Origin of the sequence: Actinomadura sp. 1N219 (assembly GCF_044326405.1) — a bacterium.
Taxonomy (GTDB): Bacteria; Actinomycetota; Actinomycetes; order Streptosporangiales; family Streptosporangiaceae; genus Spirillospora.
In genome coordinates, this window is sequence record NZ_JBIRAY010000001.1 from 953,794 (window position 1) to 974,708 (window position 20,915).

23 protein-coding genes are annotated in these 20,915 nt (G+C 67.7%); 18 read left to right on the forward strand and 5 right to left on the reverse strand.

Annotated features, from left to right (window positions below; translation table 11 throughout):
• The first annotated feature begins 67 nt into the window (after window positions 1–67).
• From ACH35V_RS04335 to ACH35V_RS04385, 11 genes are all read left to right on the forward strand, one after another.
• Window positions 68–226, forward strand: a complete 159-nt coding sequence (locus ACH35V_RS04335; RefSeq protein WP_395970203.1) for a hypothetical protein — start codon at window positions 68–70, stop codon at window positions 224–226.
• An 833-nt stretch (window positions 227–1,059) separates the two neighbouring features.
• Complete coding sequence (locus tag ACH35V_RS04340; RefSeq protein WP_395970204.1) at window positions 1,060–2,256, forward strand: hypothetical protein; 1,197 nt, start codon at window positions 1,060–1,062, stop codon at window positions 2,254–2,256.
• 421 nt (window positions 2,257–2,677) lie between these two features.
• On the forward strand, window positions 2,678–2,818 hold the full coding sequence (locus tag ACH35V_RS04345) for a DUF397 domain-containing protein (protein ID WP_395970205.1): 141 nt from the start codon (window positions 2,678–2,680) through the stop codon (window positions 2,816–2,818).
• Window positions 2,819–2,820: 2 nt separating this feature from the next.
• On the forward strand, window positions 2,821–3,024 hold the full coding sequence (locus ACH35V_RS04350) for a DUF397 domain-containing protein (protein WP_395970206.1): 204 nt from the start codon (window positions 2,821–2,823) through the stop codon (window positions 3,022–3,024).
• A 461-nt stretch (window positions 3,025–3,485) separates the two neighbouring features.
• The gene (locus ACH35V_RS04355) at window positions 3,486–3,968 is read left to right on the forward strand and encodes a pyridoxamine 5'-phosphate oxidase family protein (protein WP_395970207.1); all 483 of its coding nucleotides are present in this window, start codon (window positions 3,486–3,488) and stop codon (window positions 3,966–3,968) included.
• Window positions 3,969–4,102: 134 nt separating this feature from the next.
• Entirely contained in the window at window positions 4,103–4,390 is a 288-nt protein-coding gene (locus ACH35V_RS04360) for a type II toxin-antitoxin system Phd/YefM family antitoxin (RefSeq protein WP_395970208.1), read from the forward strand.
• Complete coding sequence (locus ACH35V_RS04365; protein WP_395970209.1) at window positions 4,374–4,631, forward strand: hypothetical protein; 258 nt, start codon at window positions 4,374–4,376, stop codon at window positions 4,629–4,631. The genes ACH35V_RS04360 and ACH35V_RS04365 overlap by 17 nt, the downstream gene beginning before the upstream one ends.
• A gap of 403 nt (window positions 4,632–5,034) precedes the next feature.
• Entirely contained in the window at window positions 5,035–5,460 is a 426-nt protein-coding gene (locus ACH35V_RS04370) for a hypothetical protein (protein WP_395970210.1), read from the forward strand.
• A 779-nt stretch (window positions 5,461–6,239) separates the two neighbouring features.
• A complete protein-coding gene (locus tag ACH35V_RS04375) occupies window positions 6,240–8,105 on the forward strand; it encodes a WD40 repeat domain-containing serine/threonine protein kinase (protein WP_395970211.1) in 1,866 nt (621 codons plus the stop codon).
• A 383-nt stretch (window positions 8,106–8,488) separates the two neighbouring features.
• On the forward strand, window positions 8,489–8,935 hold the full coding sequence (locus tag ACH35V_RS04380; protein WP_395970212.1) for a DUF1062 domain-containing protein: 447 nt from the start codon (window positions 8,489–8,491) through the stop codon (window positions 8,933–8,935).
• Between the two features lie 126 nt (window positions 8,936–9,061).
• The gene (locus tag ACH35V_RS04385; RefSeq protein ID WP_395970213.1) at window positions 9,062–9,790 is read left to right on the forward strand and encodes a PDZ domain-containing protein; all 729 of its coding nucleotides are present in this window, start codon (window positions 9,062–9,064) and stop codon (window positions 9,788–9,790) included.
• A 120-nt stretch (window positions 9,791–9,910) separates the two neighbouring features.
• On the opposite strand, the gene ACH35V_RS04390 is transcribed toward ACH35V_RS04385, so the two are convergent.
• Entirely contained in the window at window positions 9,911–10,537 is a 627-nt protein-coding gene (locus ACH35V_RS04390) for a DUF4360 domain-containing protein (RefSeq protein WP_395970214.1), read from the reverse strand.
• Window positions 10,534–10,881 (reverse strand): VOC family protein, encoded by a 348-nt coding sequence (locus ACH35V_RS04395; RefSeq protein WP_395970215.1) that lies wholly within the window; start codon window positions 10,879–10,881, stop codon window positions 10,534–10,536. Before ACH35V_RS04395 ends, ACH35V_RS04390 begins: the two co-directional genes overlap by 4 nt.
• Window positions 10,882–11,059: 178 nt before the next feature.
• On the opposite strand from ACH35V_RS04395, the gene ACH35V_RS04400 reads away from it, so the two are divergent.
• From ACH35V_RS04400 to ACH35V_RS04415, 4 genes are all read left to right on the forward strand, one after another.
• A complete protein-coding gene (locus ACH35V_RS04400) occupies window positions 11,060–11,533 on the forward strand; it encodes a calmodulin-binding protein (protein ID WP_395970216.1) in 474 nt (157 codons plus the stop codon).
• A gap of 228 nt (window positions 11,534–11,761) precedes the next feature.
• A complete protein-coding gene (locus tag ACH35V_RS04405; RefSeq protein ID WP_395970217.1) occupies window positions 11,762–12,127 on the forward strand; it encodes a hypothetical protein in 366 nt (121 codons plus the stop codon).
• Between the two features lie 37 nt (window positions 12,128–12,164).
• Window positions 12,165–12,590, forward strand: a complete 426-nt coding sequence (locus ACH35V_RS04410) for a hypothetical protein (RefSeq protein WP_395970218.1) — start codon at window positions 12,165–12,167, stop codon at window positions 12,588–12,590.
• A 38-nt stretch (window positions 12,591–12,628) separates the two neighbouring features.
• On the forward strand, window positions 12,629–13,054 hold the full coding sequence (locus ACH35V_RS04415) for a hypothetical protein (protein ID WP_395970219.1): 426 nt from the start codon (window positions 12,629–12,631) through the stop codon (window positions 13,052–13,054).
• A gap of 75 nt (window positions 13,055–13,129) precedes the next feature.
• Here the strand turns inward: ACH35V_RS04415 and ACH35V_RS04420 are convergent, their stop codons facing one another.
• Window positions 13,130–14,584: a BTAD domain-containing putative transcriptional regulator gene (locus ACH35V_RS04420; RefSeq protein WP_395970220.1), complete on the reverse strand. Its 1,455-nt coding sequence runs from the start codon at window positions 14,582–14,584 to the stop codon at window positions 13,130–13,132.
• Between the two features lie 233 nt (window positions 14,585–14,817).
• Here ACH35V_RS04420 and ACH35V_RS04425 point away from each other — a divergent pair, with 233 nt between their 5' ends.
• A complete protein-coding gene (locus ACH35V_RS04425; protein ID WP_395970221.1) occupies window positions 14,818–17,829 on the forward strand; it encodes an AfsR/SARP family transcriptional regulator in 3,012 nt (1,003 codons plus the stop codon).
• 203 nt (window positions 17,830–18,032) lie between these two features.
• Window positions 18,033–18,479: a calmodulin-binding protein gene (locus ACH35V_RS04430; protein ID WP_395971129.1), complete on the forward strand. Its 447-nt coding sequence runs from the start codon at window positions 18,033–18,035 to the stop codon at window positions 18,477–18,479.
• Window positions 18,480–18,576: 97 nt separating this feature from the next.
• On the opposite strand, the gene ACH35V_RS04435 is transcribed toward ACH35V_RS04430, so the two are convergent.
• The gene (locus ACH35V_RS04435; protein ID WP_395970222.1) at window positions 18,577–19,488 is read right to left on the reverse strand and encodes an RNA polymerase sigma-70 factor; all 912 of its coding nucleotides are present in this window, start codon (window positions 19,486–19,488) and stop codon (window positions 18,577–18,579) included.
• 198 nt (window positions 19,489–19,686) lie between these two features.
• On the opposite strand from ACH35V_RS04435, the gene ACH35V_RS04440 reads away from it, so the two are divergent.
• Window positions 19,687–20,175 (forward strand): carboxymuconolactone decarboxylase family protein, encoded by a 489-nt coding sequence (locus tag ACH35V_RS04440; protein WP_395970223.1) that lies wholly within the window; start codon window positions 19,687–19,689, stop codon window positions 20,173–20,175.
• Window positions 20,176–20,260: 85 nt separating this feature from the next.
• Here ACH35V_RS04440 and ACH35V_RS04445 read toward each other — a convergent pair whose 3' ends face one another.
• The gene (locus ACH35V_RS04445; protein WP_395971130.1) at window positions 20,261–20,902 is read right to left on the reverse strand and encodes an MOSC domain-containing protein; all 642 of its coding nucleotides are present in this window, start codon (window positions 20,900–20,902) and stop codon (window positions 20,261–20,263) included.
• Window positions 20,903–20,915: the final 13 nt, after the last annotated feature.

The window sequence follows — 20,915 nt, forward strand, 5'->3', positions numbered from 1 at the left end:
CGGCGCTGCTTGCTCGCGGTGATGTCCTCGAAGGACAAAGACCTTGGTGATGCGGCATGAGGCCCCGATGCTGCGCCGACAGGCCGCCCGGCCCTGTCTGGACCGGGCCGACCGCGCGGAGATCTCGACTCTGGCGCGTCGGCCTCCGCGTCGGCTGCGCGCGTATCGGCTGGTGACGCCGGGGACGCTGGTGGCCTGGCATCGCCGCCTGGTCGCCGAGCACTGAACCCAGCCGAGCAAGGCCGGTCGTCTGCCTGTCTCGTAAGAGGTCCGCGACCTGGTGATCCGACTGGCCAACGAGAATCCCGTGCCGGGGCCATCGCCGAATCCAGGGCGAGCTGCGCGGCCCGGTTTATCGGATCGGTGCGGTACCGTCCGGCGGATCTTGCCAGCGGCCGCGCTGGACCGGCGCCTTGACAGTCCTCGCCGACCTGGCGGAAGTTCTCGACCCGAGCGGGGCCCTGAACCGCGCAGCAAGCCCCGCAACCTGCTCACGAATCTTGAGAGCGAACCGAGCATGTCAGGTTCTTGATCCGTCATCGCGACTCCCACCAGTGTCGCGCCAGCGGCCATGGCGCGCGCGACCGGCACTGACTCCTACCGCCGCGCCTGCAGCGATACCGAGGCCGGCACTTGATCCGCTACTGGCTACGGCTCAGTCGAACGTGCCGAGTTCTGTGCCGCTCTGTCCGTGTCCAGCCCGATCTCCGTGCCGCACAATGCCACCGTATGCCGATCCGTTTCAGAACCGCTGAGCAGACACCGGGCCAAACTGCTCACCAGCCGCCCGGGGCGGACATCAATGGGAGGTCATGTCGGTGGCGGAACAGTTGTTGATCAGTGACGGGTCTACCAGCGGCTCGTAAGCCGCTGAGAAGCTGATCGGCCTCGACCTGGACGCCGCGATCGTGCTCGCCCCAGCGCAGGATGGCAGAGGACTCTCGATCGTCTCAGTACTTGCTCCCGAAACCGCTCCGTCCCTTGCTGCGTCTCTTTAGAAGGAGATATTGCACATCCACGCTCCACTATCCTTTGGGCGGACTCTCATGGAGGACGAAGGTGGGACAAGAGCGTTTCGCAGATCGCCGCGAGTTCTTCTATAGCACATCAGCTCCTCCCTCCACTTGGAACCCTTTCATCCCTGTCACCCAGTACCTTCGCGAGAAACTGGACCGGCGATGGGTGCGGCGGCGGCTTAAGGGCGAGGTCGATGATCTGATGCGGCACACCCTGAAACTTCAGGAGGCAGCAGCACTCCCCGACCCGTTGATGCCTGCGTTGCGGACCGCGCGGTCCGCCATTCACAGTCTCCGCACCGAACTGGACGTATGGGGGCTCCTGGAGACCAGACCAGGTCAATCCGGCGCGGCCGTCGAAGTGCTGCTGGAGCTCGACATCGCCAAAGAACTGGGCAGGCACGGCATTAGCCTGGACCCGTCGATCGCCGAACGCCTCAAGGAACTACGACGAAGGCTCCACCGAGAACGAACCCAGGGCCTTCCGCACCGCCGCGACGACGACGGCCCGGGCGGCGACGGTGACGCCGGGCTGAAAGAGTTGCTGGACCTGGCCCTCACGGTGATCGACGAGCTGCTCGAGGACGCCGATCCCAACGACACCCAGTGGCGTGAACGTGCCGGACGCGTGCTGCACGCGGTCGTCGATCTGCTGTCGAACCTCGTCGTGGCAACCGCCGGAGTCGGCCTGACGATACTCGCCATCGATGACACTCTCAGCAAGGAAGTCACCAAGAAGGCCATCGAGATCCTCACAGGCATGATCGGACTGGAGCTCGTCCGGGCGGCAAGATCGAAAACGGCGGCCCCTGACATCGCCGCTGTTGTCCGTGCCGCCGACAGCGGCGTCCGCACCGGGGCCCGCAACCTGCTTACGGTCACGCGACGGATTTGCTCCAAGCGAGATCGTCGCAGCCGCGATCAGCTACAAGCCAAGAAGGCGCTGGCCTGCCTGAGAGGGCATGTCTTCACCGTGGAACGGCTGCTCGAACTCGCGGACACCAGCCAGTGGCCGGAGTCCGATGGGTATCTCGAAGTGTGCAAGCGACTGAACGAGCTCGCTCGGGAGGCCGTCGACTCGTTGAAGGACACCTCGCCCATCAGCCGATGGCGCATGCGCCGAGGCGTGCTGGCGAAGCTCGACCGGGCCGTTGTCGAGCTGGCCACCTTCCAGGTTCCCGACACGCTTCCACCATGGCTTCCAAGCCGATCATCCGCGGACGGCCAACCCGAATCGTGAGGAAGCGCTCGTACCGAGACACGCCACGTTGCCGTCACCCACAGCGCCGCGCCGCGTCACCATGACCAAGCGATGTACGCCACAGCCGAACGGCGAAAGGCGCCCCTTCGGTGTCCGCTCTGCCCCTCGCGCGAAAAGTTGACCCCGCGACGCGAATCGCCCGCTCGGCGACACCGATCGACGCACACCCTTCGCCCACGTCACGGCGATGGACTACTGACAGCTGAGGCCTTCGCGTGCTGCCAGGCAAGGAGGGTCATCGCACAACACAACGGGACCTGGCAGGGCCGATGTCCCGGATGCGAGGGCGTCTCTCATGATGATCAGGAAGATTTTGGAGGACTGCACGTGAGCACCCCCGATCTGTCGAGCCTCCGGTGGTGTAAAGAGCAGCCACAGCAGCGGCCAGGGTGGCGGCTGCGTGCAGGTCGCAGACCTCGCGCCCGTGGTGGCGATTCGTGACTCCAAGGACCCCGACGGCCCCAAACTCGCGTTCGATGTCGTGGCGTGGCGCGCGTTCGCCGACCAGGTGAAGGGGTGCAAGTGCAACTTGGGGCCCTAGCCGTGGGCCAGCCGGACGTCCAGTGGCGTAAGAGCGAGCACAGTAGTAGCCAAGGCGGTCAATGCGTCGAGGTCGCGTACCTCGCTACCTCAGTTGGGGTTCGTGATTCCAAGGATCCGCCTGGCCTCAAGCTGGCGTTCAGTCGTGCGGCGCGGCGGGCATTCGCCGACCGAGTGAAGACAAATGAGTTCGACCCGGAAGGTTAGGGACGGGATGCGCGGACGTCCGGTGGCGCAAGAGCAGCCGCAGTAGTGGTCAGGGTGGGCAACTGTGTGGAGGTCGCGGGGCCTCGCCGGGGCGGTTGGGGCGGCGGACTCCAAGGATTCGGACGGGGCCAAGCTCGCGTTCAGCGTGGCGGAAGTGGCGGGCGTTCACGCGCCGGGTGAGGTCTGACGAGTTCGACCTAGTGCGGTGACCACGAACGTTCATCGGGTTGGGTGACGCCGGGCTGGGCCGGGGGGCCCTGACCGGGCGGGAGCCACGGCGACCGGGAGGTCCGGTTCCCGGAACGGTGTTCGGCCTCGACCAGTTCGGGCCGCTGCGGACCTTCGTGACTCATGAATTCTCCCAGCGATGTGTCGTGACGTGCGATTCGCCGTTCGTCTTAGGAGTAGACCCTCCAGCAGGGGAGGGAACTTGCACCTAAGTGAATGTGAGGGGGATCGTCGTGGTCGCCGACGAAGAACTCATCCCGGTCCCGCGCAGCCTGGCCGAGCGGCGGGCCTATGCTCGCAAGCGGCTCGAATCCGGCATCCAGATGTGGCTGGCCACCGGCAGTGACGGTCGTGGCGCGCACCTGATCCCGGTCGCCTATGTCTGGGACGGGTCGGTTCTGTACACCGCGACCTTTGCCGGCAGCAGGACCGTCGCCAACATCGAAGCTCACCCGCGGGCCAGGGTCGCTGTCGGCGACACCGCCGACGTCGTCATGATTGACGCCGCCGCTTCGCCCATCGATGTCCCCGACATCAGCGTCGAAATTGGTGAGCGCTACGCCAAGGTTTCCACAGACCCGCGTAACTCGCCGGAGGGCAGGTTCGTCTACCTGCGCCTGCAACCCCGGCGCATCCAGGTCTGGAACGGCTTCCACGAATTCGTCGGGCGTACGGTCATGCAGGACGGCCGATGGCTGGACAGCTCCGTCGACTGAATAGTTCGTCCCACAACCAGGCCCCGTCCCTCCATCACCGCACCAGTCGCGGAGGAGCGGCAGGGCGCTGGTGTCCAAATGCCACAGGTGTACACCATGTACACCTGTGGCATTGTGTGCACTAGAGTGCCTGTATGGAGTCCTACCCGATCAAGGAGGCGCGGAAGCGCCTTGGCGACATGCACGCCGCCGTGGTTCACGGCCGGTCTCACCCTCGGATCACCAAGAACGGTAGGGATCCTGTGGTGCTGGTCACCGAGCAGGAATGGCAGGAACTCCAGCAGCTCCGCCGCGAGCGTGTTGCCCGGCACGCCGACCAGGAGGCTAGCCGCATCAAGCCGTATCTGGACGCCGGTGAGACCCCACCCGGCTACGAGGTTTACACGCGCGAACAAGTTGCCTCTGGTGACTGGCTTGCCTGATCACCTCGTCGTTCCGCGCAGTCTCCGGCTCCTGATCGCTGGCATGGCGCCCCACTATCGCACGGCCGTTCAGCTCGTGATCATGTCGTTGCTGAGCGATCCGGTTCCGCCCGATGCCAAGCCGCTCGGCATCGAGGGGTTGGAGTACGACCACTACACGCTCACTCGCGACGATGTCACCGTCTACTACCTCGTCACGGGCGACAGCATCGTGATCAACAACGTTCATCCCGACAGCTGACGAGTGCTGAGACAGCGCCACTGGCCCGTTTGCTCGCCCCGCCGCCGTGACCGATCGAAGGCGCGGGCCCGGCTGCCATGGCTGAGGTGGCATTCTCGGGATTCGGACGGGCCCAATCTCATGTTCAGTGCGGATAACAGGTCGCCTCTATGAATGGCCTGCTTGATCGTCTCCCTGTCGCCATATTTCGTGGGGTTTGGTGAATGCGCGTGCGTTGCTCGGTACTGTGTAACGCGTTATGCAACCTCCACAGCCTCCCCAGGGTCCGCCTGGTCCCCCTAGTCCGCCCGGACCTCCTCGGCCTCCGGGGCCGCCACAGGGATATCCAGGGCATCCCGGGCCGCCGTTTCAGCCGTACGGGCCGCCGTATCGGACGGGACGTAGGCGTTCGAAGAAGCTACTCATGCTCATCCCGTTGGCCCTTGTGCTGGTCGTGGGTCTGATCGTCGTGATCAGTGTGGTCGTCCACCAGCAGGGGGAGCCCAAGCGGTTTCTCGAAGCCTGGGTCGTCGAACTGGGCGAGCCGCGGAACATGAGGATCTATGAAGGTGGTTGGGTCGACGAAAAGAACGATGATTACACCGCGATCTGGCGAATGATCTGCAATCCTCCCGGCGCCTGCGCCGACCCGACCCCCTTCGAGTCGGTGTCGAAATGGCTGAAGGACGCCGGAGACGATTTCGACGAGGATCAGGTAGCCGAGTGTTACAACAAGGAGCTCAACTGCCAGCGGACCATTTTTAAGGACAATCATAAAGGCTTCGTCTCGCTGGATATTAATGGATACCGGCCCATGGTGTACGACATGAAGGTCGTCCTCGTGTGGTGATCGGGCCGGTCCCGCACGGCTCGCTTGCGCGCCACCTGGGAGCACCCCTGACCTGGTCCAGAAGGCGGGATGGGGCGGCGTATGGCGGCGGCGAGGCTGGACGAGTTGTCGCGGCGCGATCAGGATTGGCTGCCCGAGATTCCCTGTCCCGCGACCCGCACTCCGGTGACACCGTGCATTGGCCGCTGGACCGGGTCGATATCGACGGCTGGTTCTGGAACCACGACGGACCGGTCCGTCGCATTCCCGCCCGGCTTCCACGGCTATGGCTCACGCTGACCGGCGTCATGCGGACCGCCGAACCCGTGACCTATGCGCCGTTTACTTGTGAGCCCGGCCCCGGTCTCCCTTTCGTCGTTCCACGAATCCTGGAAGCCACGGACGTGCGCGCCGTTCTCGCCGAGGTCCCCGTTGGCTGCTGCGCCGGCTGGGTCATGGCCTGCTTCGGCCCCCTTTCGGGCGTCCCCCGTGGGTCCGCGGTCGCTGGCCAGGCGTGGGCGGACATGCCGGGCTAGTGCAGTGGCTGGCGGGGCGCGTGCGCCTGACGTTTCGGGATGGCGCATTCCCGCTCACGGCACGGAACTGGTCCTGGAAATTGTCCCTATGGTTCGCGGGTGACGGGGCCAAGGCGTGGTTCGGAGCCGGGTCCGCAACCGGGCGGTGGCGATTCTTGACCATTCGGTGCCCGAGTGACAGCACATTGCGCCTGATCCTTGAGGTGGTCCTGCGAGAGGCGGACATCCGCCCCGCGGGGCCAGCTCGTCGCGGGCGGCGGTGCTGTGATCGACAACGTGGCCCCGAAGGCTGAGCCGGGCCGGGCATTGCTTGAGGCATTTGCTATTTGGCGCGACTGGGCCGGGTCGGTGTGGTTGTCTGCCGGTATGACGGCGCCGGGGAGTCTTGTGGCCGGACGGTATCGGCTGCTGGGGTTACTGGGTGAAGGCGGGATGGGGGCGGCGTGGCGCGCCCGGGATGAGCGATTGAGTCGAGAGGTGGCGGTCAAACATCTCAAGGTGCCGTCCGACATCGGTGCTAAGGCTGTCGCGCTGCTGGTGAGCCGGATGCATCGAGAGGCTCGTGCCGCGGCGGCGCTGCGGCATCAGGGCATTGTCACGGTGCATGACCTCGTGGACGACGAGGACGGTCTGCCGTGGATCGTCATGGACCTGGTTTCCGGCTGCTCCCTGGAACAGGCCGTCAAGAATGACGGTCCGTTGACCATGGAGCGGGCCGCGCGTATCGGCGCCCAGGTGGCCGACGCGCTGGCTGCCGCGCATGCCGCCGGGATCGTGCATCGGGACATCAAGCCGGCCAACATCCTGTTAGAGGCGGATCAGGCCCTGGTCACTGATTTTGGAATCGCCGCCGTCGATGGAGCCGCTCGAATCACCCACAGCGGCATGCTTCTCGGCACCCCCGCCTACATGCCCCCCGAGCAATTGGAAGGGCGACAGGCCACTCCGGCATCGGACGTCTGGTCGCTGGGCGCCACCCTGTATTTCGCCCTTGAGGGCCGTCACGCGTTCGTCGGGTTCAGGCGGGATAGACCGGCACCCATGTCCCAGGTCGGCGGCTTGCAGGACGTCATCAACGACCTGATGTGTGAGACTCCGTCCGGCCGTCCCACTGCCGCGCAGGCCGCCAAGTCTTTACGACAGGAACCCGCAACCGCCACCAGACCGGATCTGACTCACGGCTCCAACGGACCTTTCCCCGCCCTCGCGCGAGATCATCCGATCCGGATCGGCCACCTCTCCGGCCATGCGACCCCCGTGACCACTGTGGCGTTCAGCCCGGACGGCAGAACCCTCGCCACCGGGAGCGGCGATAAAACGGTTCGGTTGTGGGACGTCCGGAGCCGTTCCCAGATCGGTCAACCCCTCACCGACGGATACCCGATCCATGCGGTGGCGTTCAGTCCGGACGGTGCGACGCTAGCCACCGGTGGTCTCGGAAACAAGGCGCGGTTGTGGGACGTTCCCCATCGTTCCCAGATCGGCCAACCCCTCGGGCATAAAGGCAAGTTCGGATCGGTCGATGCGGTCGCGTTCAGTCCGGACGGCAGGACGCTGGCCACCGGCGGCAGCGATAAGACGGTTCGGTTGTGGGACGTTGAGAACCACTCCCAGGTCGGCCAACCCTCTGGCATGTCCCTCATAAGGGACGAAGCCCGGGTCTTGGCAGTGGCGTTCAGTCCGGATGGCAAGACTCTGGCCACCGCCGGCAACGACACAAGGGTCCGCTTGTGGGATGCCGGGAACTGCCGCCAGATCGGCCAACCCCTCCTCCACAAAGGCCGGAGCAACGCGGTCTTAGCGGTGGTGTTCAGCCCGGATGGCAGGACGCTCGTCACCGCCGGCAGCGACACAAGGGTCCGGTTGTGGGATGTCGGGAGCCGTTACGAGGTCGGTCAGCTCAGCGGTCACAAGAAACGCGTCGTGTCGGTGGTGTTCAGTCCCGATGGCAGGCGCCTGGCCACCGGCGGTGACGACGGGACGGTGCGGTTGTGGGATGTCGGGAGCCGCTCCGAGGTCGGCCAGCTCACCGGTCACAAGAAACGCGTCGTGTCAGTGGCGTTCAGTCCGGACGGCAAGTCCCTGGCCACCGTCGGCCTCAACGGGACGGTGCAATTGTGGACGCCCTGAACGCAGTACGTGATGAGCCGCTCGCGGTGAGCGGTCGCGTCCGGAAATTGGATTGACGGCGGGGGCGGGCGGCTGTGTACGGTGCGTTCGTCGTCGTAGATCGTGAGGACACGCGCGTGAACACGCCCGCTATTTCTCTCTGACCCGTATCACCAGCGCTTCGTAGGCCGACCCCTGTCGGCCTCTGCCGGGCTGCGTGCCCGGCTCTTTAGCGTTCCTGGCCGTCTGTGCGCGGCCTTGTATCAGGGCTTAGAGAGATCGTGTCTTCACAACCCAATAGAGCTTGTTTCGTGCTGTCCTGGGCAGTGCGGTGTGTCCGCCTGCCTTTGTTGTCCGTGCGGTGCGTCGAGTGCCGGGGGACGACGGCCACGGCTGAGCGGCGGATGTTCCGCGTCAACGCCAACAAGAAGCTCCTCGACGTGTGGCTCCTGGTCGACTGCGTCCGTTGTGGCGCGACCGCGAAGATCGCGGTTCATGAGCGTGTTCCGGTGCGCTCGGTCGATCGGCTGCGGGGCTTCGAGGAGAACGACCCGCAGCTCGTCGAGCGGGTGCTCCTGGATCCGTCGGTCGCCCGCCGCAACCGGTTCACCCTGGATTGGGACGGTGCGTGGTACCTCGATACGCCGGAGGTGCCGCCGCTCGACGCGGACTGGCCGGTGCGCGTCGACGTCGCATTCGAGGCTCCCGTGCCGCTCAGGCCGGATCGCTTGATCGGTCAGGGGCTCGGGCTCAGCAGAAGGGCCGTCGAGCGCCGCGTGAAATGCGAGGTCGCACTCACGCGCAAAACGAGCCGGACGTTCGCCTTCACCCTGCTTCCATTGCCGGCCTAGTGCCCGGCGTCGCGGTGGCGTCCGTTGGCAGGTTCGGAGATGTGCCTACCAGGGAATGTCACTCTCGGTATTCGTATGGGGACGTGCCGTGAAGTAGCCGTCCCCGGCTTCGAAAAGGGATGATTCGTGAAATCTGGATCCGTTACCGTCCTCGCCGCCGCGACGATGGGCGTCGCCGCGCTCACCTGTACGGGGGCAGCCGCGGCGGCCACGGCACAGGCCCCGGTCGTGAGCCTGCGGGGGCTCCAGCCGCAGTCGAACGTGCCGAACCTGAGCGCACCCGGCGGGGCACAGACCGTGTCGTACCCGCCCGACCATCAGACCCGGCACCACCCGACCCGGGTGACGTTCGTCGCCCCGAAGTACACCCGCATCGTCGAGGTACCCACGAACTGCAACGTCGGGTGCGCGGCCAGGATCGGCTCGGGCGGCCGCACCGCGACACTCGATGTCGCGGGGGCGGGTTACACATGGAGTGCTCCGCTGCAGGTACGGGTCGCCGCCAATGCCGACGCGCCCCTGGAAGGCGGCCGGTTCAGCGGCACCACGAGCACCGAGGGCGTCACCCAGCCGCTGACCGTGAACATTCGACCGGGCACCCAGGGCTCGGCGTCGATGTACCCCAGGGACGCGCCCGGCGGGGGCGGTGTCCGCGTCCTGTTCGTCGAGGAAGACAGCAACGCCGAAAGGTCCGGGCTCAAGGCCGACGACCGCATCACCGCCGTGGACGGCAAGCCGATCGCCAACGGCAGGGAATTCAACGCGGCGCTTGAAGGCCACCGCGCCGGCAGCACCGTACCCATCACCATCACGCGCGACGGAGAGGAAAGGACCCTAAACCTCAAACTCGACTAATACTCCGGCTCATCGAACCCAACGGCCCACCCGGCCGGGTCGATGTCTTCCGCAGTAGGTGGCGCGGCCACCGCCGATCGTCTGGTTCCAACACACCACACGATCACAGCGGTGGCCGTCTCACGTCCCGGCTGACGGGCAGTTCCTCCATGTGAAGTGGTAGGTGCTGCCGAGGTCGGCGTGCATGTCCAAGGTGCTTGCCCTGGTCCGGTCGGGGGCGGTGAGGCGCAGTTCTGTGGAGATGTTCAGATTGCGCTCCTCGCCGCACGGCACATAGATGAGCCGGCCGGGGTCGATCGTCTCGGTGGCCTGCCAGCCGTTGGAGAAGGGGCCCTTGAACGAGTGGTAGATCGGTGCATGTCCTGGGGCGCCCGCGTAGTACTGCGACGCCTTGAGAACACCCGTCGCATCGGGTGCCAATTGGGCTGAGCCACGGTGGTCGATGCGCATCACTGCGTATGTGAAGGTCTTCGGGGGGACGATCCGCAGGTTGAGCTGGCAATTCTTGCGGAAGTCCGTTGGGAGGGCTTCGCCGCCGATTTTCGCCGAGTAGCGGCTGTATTTGACGGTGAAGCCGTTGGGTTCCGGGGTGATGGTCACGGTCTCGGGGCGGCAGCCCGACCCATTCGTGGACGCGATCTCAATCGTGGGTGTCGCGTGCGGCGGGGGTTCGGAGGCAGCGGGAGACGTCAGGACGGGTATGGCTGCGACGCCTAATGCCGTAACCAGCGTGGCCTTGGGGCTCATGGGTGGGTCAGCACGTTGACCACGCGGCCGTTGGGGTCGCGGACGAAGAACCGGCGCACTCCCCACTCCTCGTCCTGCAAGGGGTGGACGATTTCCGCGCCGCTCTCCCGCATCAGCGCGTAGACCGCGTCGACGTCGTCCACCTCGACGCTCATGTCGGGGACGACCGGCGCGGTCTTGTCGTGGGTCATGAAGGTGACCTGCGCCGTGGGATTGGACGGAGAGGCGAGCGTCACGACCCAGCCGAGGTTCATGACCTCCTCGAACCCCAAGCGGCCGTAGAAGTCGCGGCTCTCCTCGATGGCCTCTGAGCGGATATCGGGCATGACCCGGCGGATGGACATGGACGACACCTCCTTCTGCTGACGGGCGAGAGCGAACGTGCCCTGATTATGTCCAGTGGCGCCAGGGCCTCAACCGTGCGCATGGCCAGAAAATGACACGGACAGTAGTTAAGTGATTGCGGTGGGTATGTAGCGCTCGGGTCGCGCCACAGCGGCCCGCCGAATCTACGGAGGGAACGTGTACAAGTTCACTGCACCGTCCGCGTTGCGGACGGCTAAGACGCGCGTCCGGGCCATCGCCGCGGCCGTCGCCCTGGCCCTCGTCGTGCCGCTGACGTTCGCCAACGCGACGCCCGCCAGCGCGGACCCGGCGGCCTACTTCGTGTTCACCGACATCACCCGCGAGGAGGCCGTCCTCAAGCTCACCGACCCGGCCAAGATCCAGCACGCCCGGGAGCTGGTCAACGGTGAGACCGTCGACAGGCCCCACGTCGTCGGACGGATCGTCAAGCGCCAGGCCGACTACAACCCGCGCTGGAGCTACCACTACAACCCGGACACGATCGACTTCTTCGAAGTCGCCATCGAGGTCTGCGACGCGACCATTCCCTACGTCGAGGACCACCTGGACGAGGCGGGCGGCGCGTTCCTGCCCGGCCTGGTCTGGTGCCCCTGGACGTCCCGCCTGATCAGGGAGGTTCACGCGCCGTAACAGCTCGTGGTGCGGTGTCGCACCCCATTCGCCCAGGGGCCGGTCAGGCCGGCTCCTGGGCGTTTCCGTGTCCTGTCCCAGGCGCGGATCAGGCGCGGATCAGGCGCGCTGCCTCCTATTGTCCGGACGTATGTAGACGCCTTTCTACATGAGGTCGCTCATTGGAATAGGGGTGAAAACGTGCGAGCCGCAATCTGCTTGACCGGAACAGCAGTTCTTCTCGGGGTGATGGCCGGGCCCGTCTCGGCCGACTCCGCGTCGGGGGTGCCCGAGTCCGCGTCGGGGGTGGCCGACTCCGCGTCGGGAGTGGCTGACGCCTCGGCGCTCGCGTTCACGTCGAAGTCCTGGAAGTGCTCGAAGCCGACCGGGAAGAAGTTCAAGATCAAGAACAGCTCTCCCAACGAGAGGTGGACGCGGCTGAGCTACACCAATCCCTGCAACCACAAATGGTACGTCAGGGTGTACTACAAGAACAGCGGCGGGGTGGTGTTCTCCTACCCCTTCACCGTGAAGAAGAATTCCAAGGGCACCAAGACCTTCAAGCCCCGTCCGGCCTGGCTCATCAAGGTGGAAGCCTCGAAGAAGCGCCCCTAGGCGTCCGCAGTCAACACCGACTGGGAAAGGTTCTGCGATGCACCGCACAATTGGCGTGACGGCGGCCGTGGTCATGGCCGCCGGACTTATCGGGACGGTCCCCGCCACCGCGTCCGCGGCTCCGGCCGGGGCCGCCCGGACCACGGGGGCCGCCGCGACCGGCGCGTCCGCGCAGGCCGGGGACGTGTCGACGATGTCCGTCCACCGCAAGCACCGGAAGTGCACGAAGCCGAAGGGGAAGAGGTTCAACATCTCCTGGGCCGACGGCTTCTCGTCCACGACGTTCTACTTCAACAACCACTGCAAGGGAAAGAACTACATCAGGGTCTGGTACCAGTCCAACGGCAGAAAATGCAAGAACATCACGGTCAAGCCCGGCGTGAAGGGCCGCAAGAAGCTGCACCGGATCTACTACCAGAACCTGATGAACGTGGACTTCGGAAAGTGCCCCCTGTGGCCGTGATCCCCGGCTGACGACGGCACGATCAAAGGAGTATCGGCATGAGTCATCTGCTCGGCAAGACGGCCGCGGTGGCGATCGCGGTGGCTGCTATCGCCTCGGTTCCCTCCGTTGCGTCCGCGAGCCCGGTCCAGGCGACCGGGGCCGCCGGGACCACCGGGACCACCGTGTCCGCGAAGGCCGCGGACGCTTCGACGATGGCCGTTCACCGGAAGTCCCGGAAGTGCACCAAGCCCAAGGGGAAGAAGTTCAATATCTCCTGGTCGCCCGGAGGCGCTTCCACGACCTTCTACTTCAACAACCATTGCAAGGGGACGAACTACATCAAGGTGTTCTACACCGATTCCGTCCCGCATCTGGGCAAGTGCCGGACCATCAAGGTCAAGCCCGGCGTGAAGGGCCACAAGCGGCTCTGGAACGTCGTCAAGCACAACATCGACTACGTCGGCTTCGGTAAGTGCCCGTAGCCACGAGACAGCCCCGCCGACCGGATTTCGGGCTGCGGCATCCGGTCGGCGGGTCTCGCCTGGCCGCGTCGGCCGTCAGCGATGCGGGTGCATGGCGAGGCGGCCGCCGGCGATGCGGACCGCCAAGGGCCTGCCGCCGCAGGCGTGGAGCAGCTCGCCGACGGCCACCGGGTCGGCGTCGACGCGTTCGCGTCCTGCGATCGCGCCCAGAAGGACGCGGGCGTCCGGTTCGGGAAGTACGTCCAGCCGGAGCGTGCAGGAGCACGGCAGGCCCAGCAGGGGGAAGCGGGACGTCACCAGCACCGCGCAGCCGGGGGTGCCCGGGAGCAGCGGTTCGACCTGTGCCTCGTCCTGGGCGTCGTCGAGGACGACGAGCACGCGCCGATCGGTGATGAGGTCCCGGTACATCGCGGCCCGCTCATCTGCGGATTCCGGGAGGTGGGCGCCGTCCGCGCCGAGGGCGCGCAGGAATTCGGCGAGCACGTCCGCCGAGCGTCGCGACCCGGGAGTCGCGCTGCCGCGCAGGCACGCGAAAAGCTGGCCGTCCGGGAAGCGGGGCCGTAGCGCGTGCGCCACATGCAGAGCCAGAGCGGTCTTCCCTGTGCCGGGCATCCCCCAAATGCTGGCGATGGGCGGTGCGGTGGCCTCTCCGCACAGTTTCCCGGTGACCGCCTCGATTTCCGCGGTGCGTCCGACGAAGTCGGCGGTATCGGCGGGAAGGAGGCACGGGCTGCGCCGCCTTACCGGCACCGGCACCGGCACCTGCACCGGCACCGAAGAACCGGCCACGGCAGGCCCCGGTTCTTCGGTGAGCAGATTGCGGTTCAGGTCGCGGAGGTCGGCGGACGGTTCGATGCCGAGTTCGTCCACGAACCGGGCGTGCAGGTCGCGGTAGACCGCAAGCGCCTCGGCGAGCCTTCCGCCGCGTTGCAGGGCGAGCATGAGCAGCGCATGCGGCCGCTCGCACAGCGGGTGTTCGGCGGCGAGGCGCCGCATCTCCGAGATGACGTCCGAATGCAGCCCGAGCGTGAGCTTGACCTCGGCCCGCGCCTCCATCGCCGCCCGCCAGGACTCGCATAAACGCGACACTTCGGCGCAGACCGACGTCCCCGCCAGTTCCCATGCGGGCTCGCCGTGCCACAAGCCGAGGGCCGCATCGAACAATGCCTTGGCGTCTTCCAGCCGGCCTTCGGCCGACGCCTCGCGCGCCTCGTCGATCGTGGTCGCGAAGACGTCAGCGTCCAGCTCCCCGGGCCGGACGCGGACCAGGTAGCCGCGGCTGGCGGTGAGGATCCGGTCCGCGTCGCAGACCCTGCGCAAGTCGGAGATGAGCGTGCGCACCCTGCTCGGCGCGGCCGCCGGGAGGTTCTCACCCCACAGTGCCTCGGCGAGGCGATCGGTCGGCACCGCGCGGTTCGCGTCGACGAGCAGCGCGGCCAGCAGCGCCCGCTGCTGGCAGGTCAGGTCGACCGGACGTTCGCCCCGCCGGAGTTCAAGCGGACCGAGTACGCGGAAATTCAACGGCTCCATCGCGTCCCCCTCGCGGCCATTTCGTCATCGGGGAACGGGACGCGTTCGCCGACCGTTCTCCGTCCATGATCAGGCTCCTCGCGCACCGTGGCAGGTGAGGCTGGCGGAACGCTTGCCCGCCGGCTTGACGAACGCTTGCCGTGTGCTGGACGTCCGGCGGAACGGCCCCCGCCGGACTGGCCGTGATCATGATTTGCCGACCGGACGAGCGTTGACGCACGGAGTGGGGCGCCATGCGAGTAAAAGTCCTGGGTCCTGTTGAAGTCTGGAATGCGGACCGGAATCTGGTCGGCGCCTGCCGTCCGGCTCAACTCGCGGTTCTCGGCCTGCTCGCTCTGCACGCCAACCAGGTCGTTTCCAGGGATCGCCTCATCGAGTGGTTGTGGGGCGAGCGGCAACCGGCAACGGCCGAGAATCTCGTCCAGGTGCATGTGAGCCGATTACGCTCCGCGCTCCGCCGCGGCAGCCGCGAGGCGGCCGGACGGATCGCCACCCGCGCCCCCGGCTACGTGCTCCATGCCGAGCCCGGCGAACTGGACCTGCTGGAATTCGAGCAGCTCGCCCGCACGGGAGGGACGGCCCTGAACGACGGCGACCCGTCCGAGGCGGCCCATTTCCTGCGCGGCGCCCTGGAATTGTGGACGGGACCCGCGCTCGGCGGGCTGGGGCTTTCCGCGCGGGCGCAAGCCGGAGCCATGCAGCTGGAGGAAAGGCGGTTATCGGTCCTCGAACAGCGGATCGAAGCCGATCTGATATGCGGCGGGCATTGTGAGGTCATCGGGGAACTGCGGGGACTCGTCGCCGATTTCCCGCTGCGCGAACGGCTCTGGGAACACCTGATGGTGGCCTTGTGCCAGGCGGGCCGGGCCGGGGAGGCCCTGTACGCCTACACCGAGGCGCGCGGCCATCTCGTCGACCAGCTCGGGATCGAGCCGGGGCCGTCGCTGCGCCGGCTGCAGGATCGGATACTCGCCGGTTCATCGTGCGACAGACGTCCCGACCAGGCCGGGAGCGACGAAACCTCGGGCCGCCGCCGCCCGGCAGCCGACCTCACCGCCGCCCGGCCGGTGGCCGACCTCGCCGCCGCGCGTCCGGTGACGGACCTCGCGGCCGCCCGGCCCGTGGCGGACCTCGCAGCTGCGCGTCCGGTGGCGGATCTCGCGGCCGTGCGTCCGGTGGCGGATCTCGCGGCCACGCGGTCGGTTGAGCGGTCGGCGGCTCCCAGGCAGCTTCCCTTCGACATCCACGGCTTCATTGGCCGCCACGAGGAACTGGCGCACCTCGACCGGCTCCAGGACGACGCCGGTGCGAACCCGTCCGCGGCGACCGTCGCCGTCGTCTCCGGGACCGCGGGCGTCGGGAAGACGGCCCTGGCGGTGCGGTGGGCGCACACCGTCCAAGACCGTTTCTCGGACGGGTCCCTCTTCGTGAACCTGCGCGGCTATGACCCCGTCGGGCCGCCGATGGAACCGGCCGAGGCCCTCGACGGGTTCCTGCGGGCCCTGGGCACGGCCCCCTCCGCGATCCCGCCGAACCTGGAGGAGCGCGCCGCCCTGTTCCGGACGAAGGTCAGCGGCCGGAGAATCCTCATCCTGCTGGACAACGCGGCGTCGTCCGAACAGGTCCGGTGGCTGCTGCCCGGCTCGTCGCGGTGCATGGTGCTCGTCACCAGCCGCGGCCGCCTGTCCGGGCTCACGGTGCGTGAAGGCGCGGACCGCCTCTGCCTCGATCTGCTCGCCGAGAAGGAGGCGCTGCGGCTGCTCCGCCAGGACATCGGGTCGCGCCGGGCGGACGCCGAGCCCGCCGCGGCGGCCGAACTGGTCCGGCTGTGCGCCTGCCTGCCACTGGCGTTGCGCCTGGTCGCCGAGCTGACCCGCACGCGAAAGCACATCGCCCTCGGCGATCTGGTCCAGGATCTCGCCGACCAGCGCCAACGGCTGGACCTGCTGGCCACCGACGATGACCAGGCCACCGCCGTGCGAGCGGTGTTCTCCTGGTCGTACGACGCCCTGTCCCCGGCGGAGGCGCGGGCGTTCCGGCTGCTCAGCGTCCATCCCGGGCCGGACGTCAGCCGGGGCGGGGCGGCTGCCCTCATCGGCGCCGACGGTCCCGGCGCGCGGCTGCTGCTCGGCAAGCTGACCGGTGCGCATCTGCTCCAGGAGACCTCGCACGACCGCTACCGCTTCCACGACCTCCTGCGGGCCTACGCGGTCGACCGGGCGCATGAGGACGAGTCCGCCGCCGAGCGCGACGAGGCCGGGAGCCGCGTCCTGCACTGGTACATGCACACCGCGCTGAGCGCGGACAGGGTGATCATGCCGCTGCGCCGGCACATCGAGCTCGGCCCGCCGCCCGCGGGCGTGCGCCCGATCGAGCTGCGGAACCCGACCGACGCGGTGGCCTGGTGCGAATCCGAGCGGCCCAATCTGGTGGCCGCAGTTCACCATTCGGTGGAGTCCGGCCGGTACGAAGTCGCGAAGAAGCTGCCGCAGATCCTCTGGAGCTATTTCAGCGTCGCGACGCGCTGGAGTGATTGGATCACGACCAGCCGCCTGGGCGTCCGGGCGTCCCAAGATGACGACGACAGGTTCGCGGAGGCGTTCAGCCGCGCCAGCCTGGCCAACGCGTACCGAGATATTCGCCGCCTGGACGACGCCGTCGAGCAGTTCGAGCAGGCGATCGCCATTTCCCAGGAGATCGGCGAGCTGTGGATAGAGGCGTCGGCACGGAGCGTGCTCGGCATGACCTACCGGGACCTCCGGCAGTTCGACGCCGCCCTGCGCAATTGCCGGAGCGGCCTGCGCCTGTTCACCGCCATCGACGACGAATGGGGCGTGGCGTGGTCGTTCTACGGGCTCGGTGACCTGCTCGGAGCCTGCCGCGACCACGACGACGCCATCGCCCACCTGCGAAAAGCCCTCGCCATTTTCAACCGCATCGACGACCAGTGGGGCCGGAGCCGGGCGCTGTTCGGTCTCGGCCACAACCACTATCACATCAAGCAGTTCGACGAGGCCGCCATCTATTGCGGGGAAGCGCTGACCATCGCGGGCAAGATAGGAAATCGCCACGGCGTGGCTCTGGCGCTTTACACCCTGGGAAGAATTGAGAGCGATACCGGGAACATCGACGGCGCGAGGCGGACCTGGCGGCGGGCGCTCGCCATTTTCGAGGAACTCGACGCGCCTCAGGCAGTGGCGGTGCGCGCACTGGTGCGAGAGGACGCCGACCGCGACGCCACCTGATCTCCTGGGGCCTTGAGAACGGGTGGAATGACCGGATTCGGCCCTGGCTTCGAGGTTAGCGAGCAGGTCGCCGCGGAGGGCCCCAGGCGGGGCGCCGAGGGGCAGCCGGCGGACGCCGGGGGACCCCGTCCGGGCCATGTGATGATCAAGTCGTAGCACCCCGTGATCTCCTCACGACCCACCGGAGGTAACCCGTGCAGCAGATGACGATCAAGGGCCCGCGAGCGATCGCAGGAGCCGTGGCCCTGGCCTTAGCCGGGCTGCTGGTCATGGCCGCGGCCCGTCCGGCCGACGCCGCTCCGTCGGCCGCGGCCCACTTCGTCTTCACCGACATGGCCAGCGACGACGAGGCCGTCATCGAACTCACCGACCCCGCCGAGATCCAGCACGCCCGCGACCTGATCAACGGCACCGCCACCGACAACCCGCAGGTCATGGGCAAGATCGTCAAGCAGCCGGCGTCGTACAACCCCGGCTGGAGCTACCACCTCGACCCGGCGACGATCCAGTTCTTCGAGATCGCCACCGAGGTCTGCGACGCGTCCATCTCCTACGTCGAGGAGCACCTCGACGAGGCGGGCGGCGCGTTCCTCCCCGGGCTGACCTGGTGCCCGTGGGGCTCGCGCGTCCTCAGGGAAGTCCCCGCGTAATCCGCAGCGCAACACGCGCCGACCCGGGGGCCGTCCCAGGCCCCCGGGTCTCGGCTGAACCTGGGCGGGTTGGGCCGGGTGGACCGGTTGGGCGGGGTCAGCGGGTCACCGCGGTTTCGCGCTCCACCCGCGACAGCTTCTCGGGATTGCGCACGTAGTAGCAGCCGCTGACCAGGCCGTCGTCGAACCGCATCGCGAGGACGCCGTCGAGTTCCCCGTCCAGCCGCAGGAGCAGTGCCGGGCCGCCGTTGATCTGCACCGGCTCGACCGTCATGACGGCGTCGACCTTGGCGAGGCCCGCGGTGAACAGGCGGGCCGCCTTGTCCGCGCCCACGACGGGCTGCAGCACGGCCTGCTTGACGCCGCCCCCGTCCCCGATCACGACGACGTCAGGCGCGAGGACGTCGAGCAGGCCCTGCACGTCGCCCGTCTCAAGCGCCCGCTGGAACGCCTCCAGCGCGCCCCGGGTCTCGTCCGGCGAGGCGGCCCCGCGCGGACGGCGCGCCGCGACATGGGCCCGCGCCCGGTGCGCGATCTGCCGGACGGCCGCCGGGTTCTTCTCCACGGCCCCCGCGATCTCGTCGTACCCGAAGTCGAACACCTCGCGGAGCACGAAAACCGCCCGCTCCAGCGGCGTCAGCGTCTCCAGCACCAGCATCATCGCCATCGAGACGCTCTCGGCCAGCTCGACGTCCTCCGCCACGTCGGGCGCGGTCAGCAGCGGCTCGGGCAGCCAGGGGCCGACGTAGGTCTCCTTGCGGCGGCCGAGCGTCCGCAGCCGGGTGAGCGCCTGGCGGGTGGCGATCCGGACCAGGTAGGCGCGCCGGTCCCGCACCGTCGCGAGGTCGACCTTCGTCCACCTGAGCCAGGTCTCCTGGAGGACGTCCTCCGCGTCCGCCGCCGAGCCGAGCAGCTCGTAGGCCACGGTGAAGAGCAGGTTTCGGTGGGCGATGAACGTCCCGGTGGCAGGGTCCGGACGGCCGTCGCCGCCTTGCTCCGGCTCGTTCATGGACGGTCCCTCCCCGTTCGCCGACGATCGTCCCCACCCACAAGACTCCGGCCCCCGCCGTGGTGTGACATCCCCAGCCGGTGGCGCAGGTCACATGAACGGGGATGTCACAGGGACCGCGCGGGCGGGGTCTCCCTGTCGTAGGACGCCGCGCGGACGGACAGCGCGGCACTCAAGATCGAGAGCTGGGGAGAGGCCATGGAATCCCGTATCGACATGACGGCCAACGAGTTCGGCGCCAAGTTCTACAAGCGGTTCGGCAACACCGGACTGGTCGTCCACCAGTCGCCGCTGCCGAGGACCACGCAGGAGCTGCTGTCGCTGCGCATCAGCCAGATCAACGGCTGCGGCTTCTGCGTCGACCTCCACACCAAGGAGGCCGCGGCGGCGGGCGAGACCGCCCTCCGGCTCAACCTGGTCGCCGCCTGGCGCGAATCCGCCGTGTTCACCGAGCCGGAGCGTGCCGCGCTGGCGCTCGCCGAGGAGGGCACCCGCCTCGCCGACGCCCACCACGGCGTGTCCAACGAGACCTGGGCCGACGTGCGCGAGCACTACGACGACGACCAGGTCGCCGCGCTCGTCGCCCTGATCTCCCTGGTCAACGCGGCCAACCGGCTCGGCGTGATCACGCGCAAGCAGGGCGGCTCGTACGAGCCCGGCATGCTCGACACGGCGATCGCGAGCTGAGGCCCGGCGAGTCTCCGGGGGCATCGGCCCGGCCCGGACGCGTCCGAGCCGGGCCGATCCGCATTCGTTGTCCGACTCCGGCGTCTCAGGCGATGCGTCGGCGGGCCTTGTCCTTCTGTTCCTCTGGCAGGGCGTCAATCGGCAGTAGCCGCGGCAGCAGGTCGGATTCGGTGGTGAGGGCTCGGAAAGCAATGGCCACGGTCACGTCGTGTTCGGGGCGGGACACGATTTCGACGGGGTCGCCGGTGCGGATTTCGCCTGGCTCGATCACGCGTAGATAGGCGCCGGGACGGGCCGTCCGGGTGAACCGTTTGATCCAGCCCTCCTCGTCCAGCCAGCCCTGGAAGGTGCGGCAGGGAATTCGCGGACAGCTCACCTCCAGGACGAGGCCGGCCCCCAGCCGCCACCTCTCGCCGATCAGGGCGCCGTTGACGTCGATCCCGGTGGTGGTGAGGTTCTCGCCGAAGACGCCGTCGGGCAGGGGCTTGCCGAGTTCGTCCTGCCAGAAGTCGAGGTCTTCGCGCGCGTAGGCGTAGACGGCCTGGTCGGGCCCGCCGTGACCGGTGCTGAACGTCCTGTCGCCGGCCAGGCCGACCGCTCCGGGCGCCGCGGGGTCCGGCGCGGCGACCATGACCGGGCCGTCGGCCGGACGCTTGTCGATGCCCGTCGTCGGGGACTTGTTCCAGGGGTTGGTCCGAGGTTTGCCGATGTTGACCGAAAGCAGCATCACGATGCGACGA

What these genes read in the sequence shown, in the direction of transcription:
- ACH35V_RS04335 (WP_395970203.1), top strand. Translation starts at nt 68, where the DNA reads ATGCTGCGCCGACAGGCCGCCCGGCCCTGTCTGGACCGGGCCGACCGC.
- ACH35V_RS04360 (WP_395970208.1), top strand. Translation starts at nt 4,103, where the DNA reads ATGGAGTCCTACCCGATCAAGGAGGCGCGGAAGCGCCTTGGCGACATG.
- ACH35V_RS04370 (WP_395970210.1), top strand. Translation starts at nt 5,035, where the DNA reads ATGCTCATCCCGTTGGCCCTTGTGCTGGTCGTGGGTCTGATCGTCGTG.
- ACH35V_RS04380 (WP_395970212.1), top strand. Translation starts at nt 8,489, where the DNA reads ATGTTCCGCGTCAACGCCAACAAGAAGCTCCTCGACGTGTGGCTCCTG.
- ACH35V_RS04390 (WP_395970214.1), bottom strand. Translation starts at nt 10,537, where the DNA reads ATGAGCCCCAAGGCCACGCTGGTTACGGCATTAGGCGTCGCAGCCATA.
- ACH35V_RS04395 (WP_395970215.1), bottom strand. Translation starts at nt 10,881, where the DNA reads ATGTCCATCCGCCGGGTCATGCCCGATATCCGCTCAGAGGCCATCGAG.
- ACH35V_RS04405 (WP_395970217.1), top strand. Translation starts at nt 11,762, where the DNA reads ATGGCCGGGCCCGTCTCGGCCGACTCCGCGTCGGGGGTGCCCGAGTCC.
- ACH35V_RS04410 (WP_395970218.1), top strand. Translation starts at nt 12,165, where the DNA reads ATGCACCGCACAATTGGCGTGACGGCGGCCGTGGTCATGGCCGCCGGA.
- ACH35V_RS04415 (WP_395970219.1), top strand. Translation starts at nt 12,629, where the DNA reads ATGAGTCATCTGCTCGGCAAGACGGCCGCGGTGGCGATCGCGGTGGCT.
- ACH35V_RS04420 (WP_395970220.1), bottom strand. Translation starts at nt 14,584, where the DNA reads ATGGAGCCGTTGAATTTCCGCGTACTCGGTCCGCTTGAACTCCGGCGG.
- ACH35V_RS04425 (WP_395970221.1), top strand. Translation starts at nt 14,818, where the DNA reads ATGCGAGTAAAAGTCCTGGGTCCTGTTGAAGTCTGGAATGCGGACCGG.
- ACH35V_RS04430 (WP_395971129.1), top strand. Translation starts at nt 18,033, where the DNA reads ATGACGATCAAGGGCCCGCGAGCGATCGCAGGAGCCGTGGCCCTGGCC.
- ACH35V_RS04435 (WP_395970222.1), bottom strand. Translation starts at nt 19,488, where the DNA reads ATGAACGAGCCGGAGCAAGGCGGCGACGGCCGTCCGGACCCTGCCACC.
- ACH35V_RS04440 (WP_395970223.1), top strand. Translation starts at nt 19,687, where the DNA reads ATGGAATCCCGTATCGACATGACGGCCAACGAGTTCGGCGCCAAGTTC.
- ACH35V_RS04445 (WP_395971130.1), bottom strand. Translation starts at nt 20,902, where the DNA reads ATGCTGCTTTCGGTCAACATCGGCAAACCTCGGACCAACCCCTGGAAC.